An 18,206-nucleotide genomic window follows, 5' to 3' on the forward strand; every position below is an offset into this window, starting at 1 on the left:
ATATTTCGTAAAAAATCGTTGTAAAAAATTGCAATAAATTGTATTTTTAGGATATAAAAAGTGGCAAAATGTTAGGCAAAATAAGAGAGGATTTACAGCAGAATTTATTCAAGACCAGGCTTACGGAGCTTATTAATATGGAGCATCCGGTGGTAAAATTAGCTGGGGAGATTTCCTGGGATAAAATGGAGTCAGAGTTTGAGAAATTATTTTCAGAAAACGGAAGACCTTCTATTGCTATCCGTAAAATAGCAGGAATGCTTTTGCTCAAGGAAATGTTTAAAGAAAGTGATGAAAGTGTAATAGAGAGATGGATTGAGAATGCGTATTGGCAATATTTTACCGGAGAAACCTTTTTCCAGACAGAGCAGCCTTTCGATCCGAGCAATTTTGTACACTTCAGAAAAAGAATTGGAGATAAGGGTTTGGAATTTCTTTTGGGACAAAGCGTTTCTCTCCATCCCAAAGCCAAAACAGAAGATGAAGTTCAGGTAGATACGACGGTTCAGGAGAAGAACATTACCTTTCCTACCGATGCCAAATTAGCAAAAAAAGTAATCGACAATTGTAGAAAAATAGCAGAAAAAGAGAGCGTTGTACAAAGACAAAGCTACAGAAGAGTGAGCAAACAATTATTGCGGGACGCTTTTTTTGGACATCATCCCAGAAGACAGAAGAAGGCAAAAATGGCGAGGAAAAAGCTCAGGACGATTGGTAAAAGAGTTCTTCGGGAATTGGAAAGAAAACTTCCTAAAGATGTTTTGAAAGGCTACGAAGACGTTTTTAAAATTTACCTTAAAGCACTCACCCAAGAACGTACCACGAAAGATAAAATTTACAGTCTTCACGAGCCACAAGTTGCGTGTATTGCGAAAGGAAAATCGGGAAAAGCATACGAGTTTGGGACAAAAGTAGCAGTAGTAAGAGGTCGGAAAACAGGGATCATCAGCTCGGTAAAGAGATTTTCTGGCAATCCTCACGATAGTAAAACTCTTGAAGAATCATTGGCACAGAGTGAGAGGGTAAGAAAATCCGTTGGCGGAACAAGACCTACGAAAGCCACTACAGACAGAGGATTTAAAGGAATCAAAGAAGTGGAAGGAACAGCAATTTTGCTTCCCGCAAAAAAAGAAAAAACAAAATATGGGCAACAAGTAGCCAGATTAAGATTCCGGGCAAGAGCAGCCATAGAACCTTGTATCTCTCATTTAAAAAGAAACCACTCCTTAGGATTAAACTTCCTGAAAGGAGTGGCTGGAGATATTAATAATGCATTATTAGCAGGGATTGGATACAATTTGAAGATGAGATTGAATCAAATCAAACAACAAATTCTTCTTTGGCTCGAACTTGTTCTCCGAATCTTTTTAGGCAAATATAATTTTCAAAGTCAAAAAACAGCTTTTTAAGGAGCGACTAAGTAATCTTTATGTAAAAATTTGTAAGAACCACTGCTCTCCTCAAAGTTTTTCAAATATACAATATTTGATTCATATGGTGTTCCTCCAATATAGATGACATGTTTTTCCTTTTCGGTGGTATTATCTCTTACGATTTCATAGCTTCCGTCTTCGCTATAATACTTAGTGAATTTACCTTCTGCTTCTGAATTGAAATTGCCTCCGTAGGTAACGCGCTGTCTCATACTAGACATACCATATTGGAATGCAACATCTCCTTTTTCACCATCAATAAATATAGGGTCTGTTTACGATTCCGCAGAAGGAAGTGGAGAATAATCCGAATTTATAAAATAAATAAAAACGGAAGCTAGTACTAGCTTCCGTTTAAACTTAATAAAAGATATGTCACTAAGCGGATCATCTATCTGATGCGTCACATGATTCAATCCAGCAACAACTCCACCAATTGCTACTCCCTGCCAAAAGTTACCACCTGTAAATTCGGAGCTAACACTACCTAAAAGAGCACCAGAAGCAATAACCCCTACTGCACTTTTTGCAAAACTACCTGCAACGTCATTAAATACAGATGCTCCATTCGCAAAATCACTGGTAAAGTTTACTTATTTAGTAATATCTATATCTTCTAAAGATTTTTCTTTTATTAAATTTCTGAATTCGTAAATATTAATTTCTTTATTTAAAATATCTTTTTTAATATCATATAAATAATACTTTAGATTTGATTTACTTATTTCTTGTGGCTTATTACTATAAGTAGTATCTACAGAGAAAGCAACATAGTTATCATTATATTTAAAATCTACTGCGCCACTATCAACGATTAGCTCATTATCTTTCATTATCCTATTTTGATTTCCTCCTTCAAAAACAAAAGAATAGTTCGCTGATCCTTCTTCAGTAAAGTCAGATAAGTTATAATTAATAGATATTAGAAAACCTATGATTAAAGCTAAAATTATAATTGGTATTAAACTATATTTTTTCATATTATTAAGGGTACATTCTTGTTGGTTGAGCTTTGGGAGGACTTATTGTGTTTATTCCTTTAAAATTTATTTGATATTCAGAGCCTTCGCCAGCGACCCACCTTCCTATTGAATTAGCAACATTTCTAAAAGTATGATCAAAATAATTTCCATGCTGTTCAAAATTATAGGTATCTGAAAAAATACTCACCTGATTATTTCCCAAATACTTTACGGTAATTTGCCCTAATACCCTCCCTTCTGCAGATTTTGTCAAAGTTTGTATTGGATAGGTTTTTCCTTTTATCCATTTAGATGTGTCAACAAAATCTAAATCTATTTTACTAGCATCCAATGTTATTGCTTGCCCTTTTCCCTCTCTATACCAATTATTCGCTTCATTTAAACTTATCTTACCATCTCCATTTAAATCCCAAGGATCTTTTTGTTGTTGGGGTGTTTGTGTAGATTTGTCACTAAGCGGATCATCTATCTGATGCATCAAATGATTCAATCCAGCTACAACTCCGCCAATAACAGCTCCTTTCCAGAAGTTTCCTCCTGTAAGTTCTGAACCAATTCCTCCCAAAATAGCGCCAGAAGAAATAATACCAACTGTGCTATTTGCAAATTTCCCAGCAACAGAACTAAAAGCAACAGCCCCAATACTTCCTAAAAATCCTGAAACAAAAGCACTTCCGAAGTTTTCTCCTTGCATTAAAGACATTACTCCTTGTGCTAAAGCATGTGCCGTACCTTGAGCAAAAATTGTACCTAATTTACCAATCTCTGTGGCAAGCTGTGTGGCAGTACCTGCTGAGGTGACAAAAACACTTCCTATGCCGTATGTTACAGCTGCAGACGCAGCTCCAAATAATGTTGATTTTAAGAATGAACCTAAATTCCAATCTTTACCCGTAATTGATGTCATTACTGTATAGCTGAAGGAAGCTACCATAGCTCCAATAATTACCGCTGATAATAATGCCGATTCTACAATAAACTCCCCACTCGGGTCATTAAACATCAGAGGGTTATTCATTACATAACCATACTTATTGTAATTCTGAGTATTGTTGGGGTCTTGTATATTTTCATCTGCATTTAAGAACCTTCTCAGCAAAGGATCATACAATCTTCCATTCATGTGGATAATACCTATTTCGGCAAAATGTTCATGGCTGATATATCCTCTTTCTAATAATAACGAAGCATTATCGATAGTATTTTTATCTGTAATAATTGCTCCGCTTGCGAGCTGAAGATGACATTTTCCGAAGCTTATTTCTCCATGCTGAAAGTCCACAGGACTTTCGCCACATTATCCACAAATCCCAAGCATCAAAATGTCTTTGCTCTAATTTATTTCCTGCTTCATCACTAATGGCTAAAATACTACCTAAATAGTCTTTATATAAAAATTTGTAAGAACCACTGCTCTCTGTAAAGTTTTTTAAGTAGACAATATTTGATTCATATGGGGTTCCTCCAATATAAATCACATGCTTTTCTTTTCCGGTTATATTATCTTTAACGACTTCATAGCTCCCATCTTCACTATAAAATTTGGTGAATTTGCCTTCTCCATCTGTACTGAAATTACCTCCGTATGTTACTCTTTGACGCATTGGGGTTAGTCCGTATCGGAAAGCAACATCTCCTTTTTCACCATCAATAAATATAGGGTCATTGTTTCGTGATCTATAATGCTTTGGATTAAAGTATTACTATAATTTTGTGTTCCCAGCGAGTTCAAAGTTATTTCTGATGTATGATAAATCTTGGATTATCAATCCAATTATAAGTCATCACGGCCGATGGAACGGTAAAAACTGTAGCCGGAAGAGGGCACACGATATATGCTTTTCCTGATCAGTCTTCTTTTGCTCCGAATAGCAGGTATTATTTGTTTACGATTCCGCAGAAGGAAGTGGAGAATAATCCGAATTTATAGTATTAGTTTTTTAATTTCTTAAAAGGGAAGCCATCGTTTTTTTTGCGGTGGCTTTTTTTTAGTAGGACAAAAAAAGAGACTGCCCTAAAATTTTGGACAGCCTCTTTATGTAAAACATATAAATTATGTTTTGTAAAAGTCATCTGGAATAACCTCACTTAAGCTCAAGTGTTCAAAATGCTCATTCTGAAAAAAATGTTCAATTGACATAAGCCTATCTAAGTCTTTCCATAAGATCATTCTTCCCAAAACTCGTGAATAATATCTGGCAATATTTAATCTTAACTTTTCAATACCTAAGTGATAATTTTCATTATCAGAGTTAAGCAAGCTATTAAAATCATACAAAAGCTTATAACAATAAAGAATATCATCTTCTCTATAATATAAAGTCTTAGAAAAGATTGCTCTTAATCTATTAGTCCAAAGTTTTTCTTCAGGAAAAAAACTAAAGTTATTAAAATCTATTTCAGGCAATTTAAAACTATTTAAAACGTATTGGGCTACTGAAGAAGGTGCAGGAATATTTTTAAAGTAATCTTGAAACTCTTTCCAATTCGTCCATTTACTTCTGTCTAATGAAAGATCAATTAATCTTAAATAAGCATATAAAAATAATAACTGATTATATTTTATTTTAATATTTTTCATTTTTTTTATTTAAAATCCTAACCAATTCCATCTAACAAATTTAGGATCGGTTCCTTTTAGATCAAAAGGCTTTAGCCCTTCCGTATAAATTCTTCCAACATTTCCATTACCTCCTTTTAGGTAAGTTGGTGGTACTCCTAATTGGCTTTTAGGAGCGTAAAATTCAATATATGATCCTTTATTGAACTGACCAAAATCCGCTTTACTAGCATTTACAAAAGGAGCTACTTCTACATCTACTCCAAATGGTTCACCTCTCGAAGGGTTAAGAAATCCACTTTTCTTAATTAATTTTAGATTTTTATAAGAGGTGTGATGGCGTACTAATATTTCTTCTTGCGGTATTTTAGCAAGATTTTGATCTGCTTTATAAATAGAAGCTCCTGCTTGCTCACCTTCAAGACTAGTTCCTATCTGAATTTCACCGTCCATTTTTTCTACATTTAAAACTCCTACCTTTCCAGATGAACTAACTTTTGGTGTTGTTCCAACAGTAGTTGTTTTTGGAGAATTATTAAATGCCCATGGGCTTCTTCCTTCTGCAATTGAATTTCCTGTCCAAATATTTCCCTTAGCACTTATGTCTGAAGCTTTGATATTGGTGGATATTTGCTTAACGGCTCCTGCAGCTCCCCCAAGAATTGCACCACTAATCAAACCTGTTGTGGCGCCCATTAATGCACCTTCTGCAATATTTTCCCCAAATAATCCAGCGGTCATTGCACCAGAGACGGCACCACCAGCCGCACCACCGACTCCACCAGCTATTACTCCACCTAAAAAGCCGCCTGTTACGTTGCTGGCAGCCAAAGCGGCGGCACCTGCTTCGGCAGCAATTCCACCACTGATGGCTCCAATTGCAGCACCTGCAGCAATTTGGGTCCAAGTACCTTTCCAATTCCATTTTGTAGGATCCCAAGAACCATTATTAGCTTTAACCCCTGTAACATAAGCTCCAATTACGGCTCCTACAATTATCCATACAAACTCCCCATTGGGGTCAGCATATATTAACGGATTATTCATCACATACCCATATTTATTATATATCTGGGTATTGAATGGATCCTGTATATTCTCATCAGCACTTAAGAATCTTCTTAATAATGGATCATATAGCCTTCCGTTCATGTGGATGATTCCTACTTCTCCGAAGTGTTCATGGCTGGTGTAGCCCCTGTCTATAATGAGATCCTTTGACAGGCTCAGCATGACATCTTTATCGGTAATGATTGCTCCGTTTCCTATTTGAAGATGAGTAAAATTACCCCATGCATCAAAATGCCTTTGTTCTAATTTATTTCCTGCTTCATCACTAATAGCGAGAAGAGTTCCTAGATAATCTTTATGTAAAAATTTATAAGAACCGTTATTCTCATTAAAGCTTTTCAAATATACAATATTGCTTTCATAAGGCGTACCACCAATATAGATAATATGTTTCTCTTGGCCAGTCGTATTGTCTTTTACGACTTCAAAGCTTCCGTCTTCGCTATAGAATTTAGTGAATTTGCCTTCTCCATCTGTACTGAAATTACCTCCGTATGTTACTCTTTGACGCATTGAGGTCAGTCCGTATTGAAAAGCAACATCTCCTTTTTCACCATCAATAAATACGGGATCGTTGTTTTCATTATAAACAATGCTTTGTATTAAATCATTATTATAATTTTGAGTTCCTACTGTATTTAAAGTCATGCCCGTTGGCTGGTAGATCTTAGAAGAATTTTCATACTTCATTGTTCCCACTTGGTCATTCTGAATAATTCTTCCTTTTATATCATAGATATTTCTATTGCCGGAAGGTTTGATCCCAGTTACAGGATTGGTCCAGTTTATTAACCTATTATTATCATCATAATCAAAAGACTCAACAATATTAAAATCTCCTCCTGTTGTTCTGCTTTTTAATTCATTTTTAATTGCATCAAACGAATAAGACAATTGAAGAATTGATGGCTTTACCTGTGATGAATGATTAACATTTGTTAAATAACCATTGGTATCATAAATATTGTTTATTTCTGTTGCTCCCAGCTTTGCTTTGAGTACCGCTCCTTTAGCGTCGGTTTCTTTTAACTCCCACAGAATTTTCCCAGAATTTTTATCTTTTACTTGATACAGTTCGCCATTCCAGGGACTATATAAGTTTTCTATCTGTACTTTAGTTAAAGTTCCCGCAGAATAAAGCTGCTTTTCATAAGAAATTATCCTTGCTTTATCATCGTATGCTGTTCCTTTTTGTATAAAATATTTACCATTACTATTTTCAGATGAAGATAATATTCTTCCCTGAGAATCGTATACTACATTAGAACCATAAGATTTGCCATTTGAAGTTCCAGATCTTGAAACAACTCTGCCTAAATTGTCATAACTATAAGATAGGGTTTTGTTTGTAGAATTTCCCCCCATCTGTCGTTGAAAACTCTTTTTGGGATATAAGCTGTCCTAATGTATTATATGTATACTCTTTAGTTCCTTTAGGGCTAATTATTTTCTTAGGTTGTCCAAAGGAATCATATTCATATTTATATAGCCCATTAGAAGGATCATTAAATTCTGATTTTCTTCCCCAAGAATCATATTTGGTAGTAACAATATTCTCTTCATATTTTGCCTGAATTTGCTCTCCTGTTGCGTTATATTTGAACTGTATTGTTCCTCCTTTGTCAGTTGAAGCAATAGTATTTCCAAGAGCATCTGTGGTCTGAGATGTTGTTCTTGCATACCCATTTAGTTCTTGTACGCTTGTGGTTAAACCTGTTGTAGAAGTTTTTATTTGCTTACCTGTAAATATTGTGGATGTTACCTGTGTAGGAAATACCGTATCATTATACGTAAAGGTATTCCACTGGCTGGCACTTTGACCTTCAAAATAAGGTTCTGATTCTTTTAGTTTTCGTCCTAATACATCATATGTTGTTTCTTTTGAAACAAATTGTCCTTGCCCAAAATTTTTAGTAGAGATTTTATAATTTTGTCCAAGCTTATTGATGTATTTTTTAGAAATGTTTCCATCAGGATTATATTGCGTAACTGTAATATTTGCATTGTCATCTCTATGATACTGATAGGTTGTTGTTCCTCCTATATTAGTTTTCGAAGAAAAAAGTTTACCCCATCCATCATATGTATTATTTACAGTGTTAGCTATAGGATCTGTCTGTTTAATAATTTGTCCTAAAGCATTGTATTCAATCTGTGTAATTAGATTTAAATTATCAATTTGCTTTATTGCGAATCTACCTTGAGTTTCGTATTCAGCTTTTGTAGTTTGGGTTTGTCCATCAATACTGTTACTAATCACTTTCTGAGTGATATTTCCGAAAATATCATAATTATAAGTTTCCATAAGAAAACCTGTATTATCTCTGTTCCATGTTTTCAGAGTTTTTAACAGATTATTCTCATAATTATACTCTTCTTTAGTAGATTTAGTATCTCCATAGGCTTGGGTGATATTAGTTGTAGATTGAAGGCGACCAATAAAATAATTACTACCAATTCCTGAAGGATTATGGGAATATTCAAAGGTTCGGGTTTGAATACCATAACCACTATTGGTATTAATTATACTTTGTGCAGGGAAATAATATTGTCCATAGGTTATATTTTCGTTTGTGATGACGTTAGTTAAAAAGTCTTTTATTTTGGTACTTTTAGGAATAGTTGCTGTTATAATTTTAGACTTATCAGAATTTATAATGTCGGTAGTAACTTGCCCATTAACAATTTTGTCAATTTGATAAATTGTAGATTTGAAACTTAAAAGTTCAGAATTATTTTCAGAAATATCTGTTGGGAAAACTTTAGATTCGTCATGGGTTCTGATGCTCCATTCTTTTATAGGCATATTTTCTTGTGATGGATCTACCTCTGTTCCTGACCAAATCTGAGTATTCTCAAATCCTTCTGCATATAATGAGGAACGAGCAATTTGACGAAATCCTAATCCTCCTTTTCCTTTTAAGTGAGCTATTAAACCTCTATATCGAAAATCTTGTTTTAAACCAGAGCTCTTTAGTTGAGAAACAGCAAATGTTTGTCCTACTCGATTAAATTCAATGTAAGGGTAATGTTCTTTTTTTGTAGGCAAATAAAAAGTAGGATTTATTAATGGGTCTAGCTCTTTGTATTCTATTTCTGTTTTTAGACCTCCTTGATTAATTGCATTTATACGTGCTTCTTTAGAAATGTCATAAAAGCTTATCTTCTTTACTCTATCACCTGGTGAACTTCTGTCAGCAAAAGGAGCAACAAGAATAAGCTGATGTAATGATTTATTAATCCTAAAGCTACCTAAAAGTTCCTGAAAATCAAATCTCATTCTTTGATTAAAATTACTCGTAGGCTCATTTATAAACCCATTACTATCATTTAGAGGCCCTTCATTAAAGGAATAACGAATATCATTGTTGAATTTATTTTCTCCGGAAGATATTTTAATATCAATAGTGTTGTAATAGTAAATATTCCGGATTGTAGGAGAGTTATTCATCTTAACTCTCTCCTTTCTGAAATTGAAGGTAACAAAGTCGCTTTTTCCGTCCTTATTTAGATCATATGTTTGATGGCTAGTTCTCTCAAGAGTAGCCGTACCATCGCTATTAGAATTGAAATAAGGTTCTTGACGATATAATGCAAAGTTAGCTTTAAACTCTTCAATAAATGATTTTCCTGTTGACTGATATAGATACCAATCAGAGGTAGTTCCGGCTGAAGGAACTAGTAAATCACTTCTTCCATCTCCATTAAAGTCACCTACAACTGCTCCTTTTGATATCCCTTTGATTGAATTATCATTTAAATAAAAACCTCTTTCTATATTTGAAAATAAATTATTAGAATCTTTGTAGAATTGTATTATAAATGGACGGTTTCCTGAATCGAATCTTAATAAATCAGTTTTTCCATCTCCATCAAAATCTCCAATTTTATATGTTTCAAAAATATCTGTATTATAAGGATAAAAAGACATTTGCGAATACGATTGCGCTTCGCTAACGGTATTATCCATATTAATAACAAGATACCTTTTCTTATTACTGAACGTTTCATCAAATTCAGGTATACCTATTGGTCCGTGAGGATCTTGTGGCTTTAGAATTTTTATATGTTCATCATCATTTAAACCTAAAAGCAATTCAGAAAGTCCATCACCATCTAAATCCATTTCAGTAAGTTTAAGAGGTGTTGTTTTTACACTATAGCCACCTTCTAACGGATCTAAATCTGGTGTTGTATTATCATAAATAGAATTAGGAATAACTTTAGTATACTGGTATTCGAGTTGATTGTTGTCACCTATAGAATATACAAATAACTGGATATCCTTTTTGCCAGAAGTAGTATTGGTTATTTGTTTATAATATGCAAAACCTTGTTTGTTTTCTACAACTCCAGATGTACTTTTAAAAGAAATAGGCAGAGCTTTTTTAAATTCTTCCTTTGTAGTATCTAGTGTACCTACAAAAGTAAGCTCATCACTTGTTGTATCTAAAGCTTTTTTAATAATATAAAGACCAGCAGGTTTATAAGTCGGATTAATACAAGTTCCACCATTAAATCCAGGAGTAAAGCTTTCACAAATACGGAATTGTTGATCTCGATATTCAAGTGCGTCTATAGCTCCATCACCATCAAAATCTCCCAATAATCCTGATTCTAAAGAGGAACTTTTTGATTCTGAAAAGTCTTGGCTTCTCGTTGATGTTTCATAATCAAAAGTAATAGGATTTGCCGCTTCATTTGCTGAATTATATTCGGTAATTTGTTTTACAAACTGATATTTATTACCATTTGCCTCCTGAATATAATCTAGGCCATATCTTCTAACAGGATTTTCATTTGAACTTATTTTAATTTCTGAAAGAATTTTATTTTGTATAAACTTAGTTCCATTTACATAAGATTGTTCAGCTAAATTTCTTTCTGCATAATTAAAATCTATTCTATTAAAGGGAAGTTGTTGTATAGCATCATTGCTACCCCATAAAATAGATGAGATAGTAGAAACATTATTACTTTGAGAATATACATAGGTAATATCATTTCCTTGGGCATTACGCCATTTGATTATATTATATTCCAAAGGGGTACGTCCTGGGCTGAATTCTACATTTGAATCTGTTGCACCATACCAAGCCTGCGAACCATCTTCAAAGGTAACTTTCCAAAATTTAGGACCATTGATATTTTGTACTGAAAAACCCTGTAAAGAACCGATTGATTTAATTTTTATATTAGAATATTTTTCTGTAATATATTCGGCTCCGTCTTGTCCATATTCTCCTGATTTTAAAATTAATCTTTGTCCATTAAAACTGTAATAATCAGAATAATCCAATTGTACTCCTTTTATTTCTCCATCCTTTTCAATATTTTTTCCTATTCTCGAAATTGATGTGATTCCGGAGATATTCCAACCATAGCCAGCAATCCCATTAGATGATCCGCTTGTATATACCAAGTCTATCTGTGGGGCTATATCTTTTATTCCTGGTGGCAAAGCAATTGGTAAAGTAAACTGCAACTGTCCCGCTCCATTCACCTCAATATTTCCTTTCGTATCATGAAAGCTTTTCCCTGAGGGAGCAGTAGTTCCTGTCGGATTATTAGCTCCCGCATTCGAGTCAGTAGGTCCTCCGCCAGGATTTTCTGTTCCTGGACCTATCTTAGCGACAAAAGGATTGGAAACATTTGATTTGGCAGTAAATCCGGGAGTCATGATCACCGTTTGCGGATCCTGAACAGTCCGTGAGGTACTTTCCTGCTGGTAGAGTATCGTTTGTGAAAAACCGAATACCGATCCCATTGACAGGATGAATGATAAAAATATTTTCATTGTTGTATAGGTATTAGTTTATCGTTTGGTAATATTTTTGCTGAAAACTCTTCCGTCTTTCAGGGTAAAATGTACAATATATACGCCCCAGTAATAACCAGACATATCTATTTTAAGATGTTTATTCAATTCGGGAAGATTTTGTTGTTGAAATTTCCAGTGAGCTGTACTGTGTTGATAAAGAGAAACAGATTCAATCAAACCATCTACCTCATCCGTCCAGTCTATGGTAAGAAAATCATTTACAGGAATAGGATATAATCTTATCTGCTTCCAGAATGTTTTTTCATCAATAGCACTATTGGTTGCAAGAATAGTTTTTGGCTCTTCTTTTTTGGCTTCTTCAAGCTGTTTAATTAAATCAGGTGCTTTTTTCTCATTAGTGTTCGTTCCCCGATATCGTTGGTTTCCTGCTTCGTCATATTTGAAGTAAACTTCAGTTTGTGAAAATCCGAGAAAACCAATCAATAAAGAAAATATTGAAAGTATTTTTCTTTTCATCTGTGTTATTTTTGATTGGAAATAAGTTGTTGAACTTGTTTTTTTAATTCCTGAATCTCTTGTGATTGAGATTTTAGCTGTTTATTCTGTTCGATAGAATAGAGAGTCAATTCTTCTATTTTTTCCAAAAGCTTAGCATCCATTTCTCCCAGATTGATCCCGTTTTTTACGACCTCTGTAGCAGATGGAATATTGGGTAAATGACCTTTTTCCTGAATATGTTTTTCTACATCTTCCAATGTATTAAGCTTATAATCTTTTTTGAAAACATAATCTGCCCACCCATTCGCGGAAGCTAGATCTACTTTGACCTTCTCTGCTCTTATACCGTCTTGAACAAATAGTCTATATTCATTGCAGTCACTGCAATTAGGAGTGAAGTTTAATCTTACACCCATAAAAATTTTGCCACTTGATCTTACTGATAATACGGGTTTAGACCAATCGCTGGCAGATGGCGGTGTGGAAATACTGAATAATCCGGATTCATTGGGCTGATAGGATGATGTGATCCATACTAGATCTGATCCTGTTGACATTTGTTTGGCATTATTAATTTGTATACCGTCAGAAGTTGTATTGAGATTAAATTGTAAACGACCAAATGTTTCTAGAGAAAGATCTATATCAGATATCTGTTTGATGCTAGTCTTTCCTGCAGAACTGATGCTCATTCTTTCAATATTATTGGTCTTAAATACTAAATTTTGAAGACCTGTAGTACCCAAAAATTGTGTGGATGAATTGATTCCTGAATTCCCAGTTAGATTCCAAGATTGAGCAAATGTAATACTGGCAGATAGTATACTAATAATGCATAGAAGTTTTTTCATGTGATATATTTTTTTATATTTTATAGAGTATATTGTGTTATGTCGAGCAAATTATAATACTAATACGTAAGACTCATATTCATTGTATGAATCCCTAGATGGGTGATAGTTATTAAAGTTTATAGTAAGTATTAGTTTATTTTTAGATAAAGAAAATTTAATAGAATAGAGAGGCTTTTAGGGTCTCCGTAACAAGCCGCGAAATTATAAATTTAAAAATTCATCAACAAGAGATTGTATGATTTATTTATTAAACGGAGTTCGATTGTAAAATAGAGTTCTTATTAGATATTGTTACGGTATTATCTTATACAGAGATTTTTGGGAGAGTGTCTCAGATTTTTATACTAGCTTCCTTTCCCTTTAATATAATTATAATATGTCGTTTTTTGCGGTGGCTTTTTTTAGTTAAAAATAATAAAGATACTTGATAGCATTTTTAAAAATATGAATCTGGCTATAGATTAGTTGCTCTATATTCTTTTAAAATAAAATTCTCCGAGGCATCAGAATTAACAATTTTTTTTAATAATTCTTTATCTGTGCTTAATAAATCGATATTCAAATGTCCTGATATTTTGATTACAAATGGCTGATTGCTTAGAGAAATATCTAAATTATTATATAATAATTCTTTTTTATTGAATACAGAATAAGGATAAGAAATTAGATCCTTTGAGTATTTCAATAAATCGTCTTGAGTGAAAATTAAAGCACCTATAAATCCAGTTGGAATATTATTTTCCTTAAATAAGGCTCGTAAACCATTCAAATTATTCTGTTTATTGGGAAACCACTCTTCATCTTTGAAATCATGATTTACAATCCATTGAGATTCGTTGTCGAGGTGATTGATGATGTTTTTAAACCAATCTTCATAGGCTGTAAGATATATGTCTAAACCAATATCTTTTCCTTCAAAAACATCGGGTAATTGAAATGAAACTCCATACCATTTTTTTAATGCTATATACTGTTTTCTGTTGTAGGGAAGAAGTTCATTTACTTTAGTACTAAATTCAATCATAAAATTTTAGTAATAAGTCTTTTGATAATCGGTGATACATGATAATTTAGTTAAAAATAATACATATCCAAATAATAAGCAGTTGATGACTGTTTATAAGTAATCTTCAAACATATTTTTGCCTTGGTGGTAAATTTTGTATTGTGTTTTTAGAGCATCCCAAATTTGAATGTAAATAGTTCCATCATCATTTTTACCCACATTTATATAAATGTTTTCTTCCTCTTCATTGGTCTCCACTTTTATTTCATCATTAGGTTTAATAAATGCCTCTAAGGCTTCAGGCTCTTTCGTGATATTCATATCTTCATCACTGCAGTTTTGAATTGTTATTTTAACTTTCATTGTTTTGTTTTAATTATCTAATTTTATACTTCATTTAGTTGTAGCTCAATGGAGTTATCAATATATAAATCAAGAAAATCAAAAAAATTATTTGCTATTTTTTTATAATTTCCTCCACAAAGTACATAAATTTCATTTTCATCTAACTGTTCTGAGCTGAGTCTAATTGCATATGAGAAAAGATTAAAACTATAATTAGCAAATACAAAAAGATCTTTAATCTTTTCTAAATTTAAAAGTAAACGATAATTAGGTATTCCTTGCCAATCACTAAATTCATCGGAAACTTTTCTAACATTTTCAATAGAATAGAATTCGTACAGCTCATCTGTACTCTGATTGAAAGTTCCATTTAATAATTTGAAATATTCTTTAAGATCATTAGGTAAAATAATACTATTATCTCTTTCAAATATTTCTATGGCATTTCTATTAATAGCAGAATTTTTTGTAATGCCTTCATTACTCCATTTTTTTTTAAGTTGCTCTAATTTAGACATAGATTATTTAATATTTTTTTATCCAATGTTTTATTATTTTGGAGCTCGGCTAAAATTATAATAATGAAGCCTAAGTTTTTAGCTTAAATAATTAAAGAAAATATAAATACATTTCAGCTTTATTTTCACCGTAAATAAAGCTGATAACCATTAATATTCATAAAGTTCTCGAAATCGATTGTTTTTAGAGATGAAATCACTTAAGAGATTATTCATAAGCAATTCCGGAAGGTTGTAATTCTTTAATCTCAGGTTTATTTAAAATAATATCCTGGAGTACCGCATTTATTTTATCAAATTTTTTCCCGCTAGGACAAAGCCACTTTTTATTATGACTATTATGTATGTATTGAACAATAGAACCATCAAAAAAAATACAATCATAAATTTTAGGATGAACTCCCCAGCTTGTACAATTGATTGTAGTGGGGAGATTTTGAAAATTATTTTCAAAAAAAGTATGTTGTATTTTTTCTTTTTCTTCTGTTGTTAACGTAATTTTGACCTGAATGGAATCTCCATCTCCATATCTTCTTGTGAAAGTATTTGTTTTAGAATCATAGCTGCTATTTAAGTTTTTAAATCCAAATGTAGCATGATTATTTAACTTTTTATTTTCATTACAAGAAAATAAAAGTAATGAAAATAATAAAGACCAAATTATTGAGCAGCATTTTTTATTTACCATAATATCTTAATAAGTAACAAAAATACATTCATTTATTCGGCCTTCAATTTTTTTATCTCCATGTTCATCCTGGAAATCCTCAATACAGGAAAGACCTCCTTTAACGGTTATCTTTGGTTAGAAATAAGCTGTTGAACTTGTTTTTTCAGCTCCTTAATTTCTTCAGACTGGGATTTTAACTGTTTATTCTGTTCAATTGAATAAAGGGTAAGCTCTTCAATTTTTTCTAAAAGCTTGGCATCCATCTCACCCAAATTAATTCCGTTTTTAACAACTTCATCAGCAGATGGAATGTTAGGTAGATGTCCTTTTTCTAAAATATGTTTTTCTACATTTTCTAAAGTATTGAGCTGATAATCTTTTTTGAAAACATAATCTGCCCATCCGTTCGCGGAAGCTACATCTACTTTTACTTTTTCTGTTTTGATTCCGTCCTTTACAAATAGCTTGTATTTTTCACCATCCTGGCTAACTCCGTTTGCAGGAATAGGATTAGAGAAAGTTCCGATGCCGATCGTGCCATTATTACCAAAAATCCAGTTTCCGATATTCAGTTCATGATTAGGAGCGGAATTAACAGGCTCTATATTGTTTCCAATATAAATATTGTTACTTGCATTAAGTAGGTCTATGGAAACATTATTGTATCCAATCGCAATATTATTATTTCCGTTTCTTAGCCTTATAAATGACTTTGCTCCTACCACCGTGTTGTTGGACGAACCTGCCCAAAGTCCCTGTAGAGCCATTCCTCCAATACCCGTGTTATTATCTCCGGTCATCGTGGAAGTGCCTCCTCCGTGTAAGGTATTAAATCCTAGACTTGTATTAAGGTTTCCGGTCGTTGATCTGTTTAATGCATTGTGCCCAATTGCAACATTTTGAATTCCTGAAGTATTGCTAAATAAAGCATTAATTCCAATTCCGGTGTTCATATTTCCTGTACTATTGGCTACTAGAGAATTTAAACCAAATGCTGTATTATAGTTTCCTGTTGTATTTGATGTCATGGATCCAAATCCGAAGACCGTATTGCCTTTACCTGTACCATTTTCTGAACCGCCGCCGAAAAATAAGTTTTTATCCCAGATCACACCGGAATCAGTAATCCCCTGAAATATAAACCGGTTTCCAGAGGTAATTCTTAATTTTTCTCCATTATTAGTTTTAAAAATTAAAGGCTGGTTATCGGTTGTTCCGATAAAATGAGTCGAAACATTCGTTCCGGCATTTCCTGTAAGATTCCAGGATTGGGCAAGGGTAGCACTGGCCATCAGTAGGCTCGCAAGACATACAATTTTTTTCATTTCTTTGTTGTTTTTATTTTGTTGTTTAAATATTCTTAATCAGAATCTGACTTAAAATCAAATTTATCTCTGTTTCATAGGAAAAACTTCTAATGGTGACAAGTATATGTTTTAATCCCTAGCTATTTAAATTTAAAAGATTGTAAACCAGGATTTTAAAATTAACGGAAAAGTCTAGAAGAGTTAAGATGAACATAGATATTTGTGTTTTTATGGTGTGAAAATATAAAATTTTACCTTCCCCACCAAGAGATTTTTTAGAAATATTATTTTTCAATTACTAAGCCTGTTTAATAAGTATAAAACCCTTTTTTTTCATTATAAGCTTCTTTTGAGTGTATTTTTTTCACTCCCTTTTTTAGCTTTTACCTGCCGAATTTACAATAAAGTAGTATAAAATCCATTTCAAAATACTAGAATATTAATGACAAACTCTAATTTGAATCGACTTAAAGCTAGTGGGATTTAATAAACGGGCTCTAATAATTTTATATTAAGAGAATAAAGAGCGTCACTAAAAACACCTACCTTTACTCAACCAAATTCCTTACAACATGAAAGCAGACATCGAAAATAAACTGATTGATAAAAATACAAAACCCACCAGCATGCGGATTTTGGTGTATGATTTTCTAAGTTCTCAGGAAGCGGCGTTATCTTTGTCTGAAATTGAGAATCACTTTGAAAATGCAGACCGAACCACAATTTACAGAACGTTAAAAACGTTCGAAGAAAAAGGGATTGTTCACGGAATTCAGGAGAATACCACGACGAAATATAAACTTTGCCACGATGGATGCGACGAAAGTACCCATAAAGACTGGCATCTTCATTTCTACTGTAAAATCTGCAAACAGACGACGTGTAAAGAAGATATTTCGGTTCCTGAAAATATTCAGACCAATTTCAGGATTGATGAAATCAGACTTTTTGCAAAAGGAATTTGCGAAAACTGTCTCGAAAGTTTGCAATAGTATTGCATTGGGTTTCGCCTTAACTTTGAGTAAAATATTTAAGTTATGGAAGAATGTTGCAGTACAAAACCTAAAAAACAACACGACCACAACCACGAAGGTCACGATCATGATCACGGGCATTCGCATGATTTAGGAGATCAATCTACATTTCAGATGTTCCTTCCTGCAATGATTTCCTTTGTTT

16 protein-coding genes are annotated in these 18,206 nt (G+C 33.0%); 2 read left to right on the top strand and 14 right to left on the bottom strand.

Annotated elements, in window-relative coordinates:
- Nucleotides 1-68: 68 nt before the first annotated feature.
- Nucleotides 69-1,409, top strand: coding sequence for an IS5 family transposase (locus VUJ46_RS17020; RefSeq protein ID WP_326981209.1), 1,341 nt, complete (start codon nt 69-71; stop codon nt 1,407-1,409).
- Here VUJ46_RS17020 and VUJ46_RS17025 read toward each other — a convergent pair.
- The 14 genes from VUJ46_RS17025 to VUJ46_RS17090 all read right to left on the bottom strand — a co-directional run bounded on the left by VUJ46_RS17025 (nt 1,406) and on the right by VUJ46_RS17090 (nt 17,045).
- Nucleotides 1,406-1,645 carry a hypothetical protein gene (locus VUJ46_RS17025; protein ID WP_326981918.1) on the bottom strand — a complete coding sequence of 80 codons (240 nt, stop codon included), beginning with the start codon at nt 1,643-1,645 and terminating at the stop codon, nt 1,406-1,408. The genes VUJ46_RS17020 and VUJ46_RS17025 overlap by 4 nt on opposite strands.
- A gap of 381 nt (nt 1,646-2,026) precedes the next feature.
- Nucleotides 2,027-2,413, bottom strand: a complete 387-nt coding sequence (locus VUJ46_RS17030; protein ID WP_326981919.1) for a hypothetical protein — start codon at nt 2,411-2,413, stop codon at nt 2,027-2,029.
- A gap of 4 nt (nt 2,414-2,417) precedes the next feature.
- Nucleotides 2,418-3,698: an RHS repeat-associated core domain-containing protein gene (locus tag VUJ46_RS17035; protein WP_326981920.1), complete on the bottom strand. Its 1,281-nt coding sequence runs from the start codon at nt 3,696-3,698 to the stop codon at nt 2,418-2,420.
- Entirely contained in the window at nt 3,622-4,020 is a 399-nt protein-coding gene (locus VUJ46_RS17040) for a hypothetical protein (RefSeq protein ID WP_326981921.1), read from the bottom strand. Before VUJ46_RS17040 ends, VUJ46_RS17035 begins: the two co-directional genes overlap by 77 nt.
- A gap of 449 nt (nt 4,021-4,469) precedes the next feature.
- On the bottom strand, nt 4,470-4,997 hold the full coding sequence (locus tag VUJ46_RS17045) for a hypothetical protein (protein WP_326981922.1): 528 nt from the start codon (nt 4,995-4,997) through the stop codon (nt 4,470-4,472).
- Between the two features lie 9 nt (nt 4,998-5,006).
- The gene (locus tag VUJ46_RS17050; protein WP_326981923.1) at nt 5,007-7,412 is read right to left on the bottom strand and encodes an RHS repeat domain-containing protein; all 2,406 of its coding nucleotides are present in this window, start codon (nt 7,410-7,412) and stop codon (nt 5,007-5,009) included.
- A complete protein-coding gene (locus tag VUJ46_RS17055; protein ID WP_326981924.1) occupies nt 7,375-11,727 on the bottom strand; it encodes a SpvB/TcaC N-terminal domain-containing protein in 4,353 nt (1,450 codons plus the stop codon). Before VUJ46_RS17055 ends, VUJ46_RS17050 begins: the two co-directional genes overlap by 38 nt.
- A 135-nt stretch (nt 11,728-11,862) precedes the next feature.
- Nucleotides 11,863-12,345, bottom strand: coding sequence for a hypothetical protein (locus tag VUJ46_RS17060; RefSeq protein ID WP_326981925.1), 483 nt, complete (start codon nt 12,343-12,345; stop codon nt 11,863-11,865).
- Nucleotides 12,346-12,350: 5 nt separating this feature from the next.
- Nucleotides 12,351-13,178 carry a cell wall anchor protein gene (locus tag VUJ46_RS17065; protein ID WP_326981926.1) on the bottom strand — a complete coding sequence of 276 codons (828 nt, stop codon included), beginning with the start codon at nt 13,176-13,178 and terminating at the stop codon, nt 12,351-12,353.
- A 457-nt stretch (nt 13,179-13,635) separates the two neighbouring features.
- Nucleotides 13,636-14,205 carry a hypothetical protein gene (locus tag VUJ46_RS17070; protein WP_326981927.1) on the bottom strand — a complete coding sequence of 190 codons (570 nt, stop codon included), beginning with the start codon at nt 14,203-14,205 and terminating at the stop codon, nt 13,636-13,638.
- A gap of 93 nt (nt 14,206-14,298) precedes the next feature.
- Complete coding sequence (locus tag VUJ46_RS17075; RefSeq protein ID WP_326981928.1) at nt 14,299-14,550, bottom strand: hypothetical protein; 252 nt, start codon at nt 14,548-14,550, stop codon at nt 14,299-14,301.
- Nucleotides 14,551-14,573: 23 nt separating this feature from the next.
- Nucleotides 14,574-15,050, bottom strand: a complete 477-nt coding sequence (locus tag VUJ46_RS17080) for an SMI1/KNR4 family protein (protein ID WP_326981929.1) — start codon at nt 15,048-15,050, stop codon at nt 14,574-14,576.
- Nucleotides 15,051-15,258: 208 nt separating this feature from the next.
- Nucleotides 15,259-15,738, bottom strand: coding sequence for a hypothetical protein (locus VUJ46_RS17085; RefSeq protein WP_326981930.1), 480 nt, complete (start codon nt 15,736-15,738; stop codon nt 15,259-15,261).
- Between the two features lie 107 nt (nt 15,739-15,845).
- Nucleotides 15,846-17,045, bottom strand: a complete 1,200-nt coding sequence (locus VUJ46_RS17090; protein ID WP_326981931.1) for a hypothetical protein — start codon at nt 17,043-17,045, stop codon at nt 15,846-15,848.
- 554 nt (nt 17,046-17,599) lie between these two features.
- Between VUJ46_RS17090 and VUJ46_RS17095 the strand changes: the two genes are divergently transcribed.
- Nucleotides 17,600-18,019, top strand: coding sequence for a Fur family transcriptional regulator (locus VUJ46_RS17095; protein ID WP_326981932.1), 420 nt, complete (start codon nt 17,600-17,602; stop codon nt 18,017-18,019).
- Nucleotides 18,020-18,206: the final 187 nt, after the last annotated feature.

This window comes from Chryseobacterium sp. MYb264 (assembly GCF_035974275.1).
In the GTDB taxonomy this organism is placed as follows: Bacteria; Bacteroidota; Bacteroidia; order Flavobacteriales; family Weeksellaceae; genus Chryseobacterium.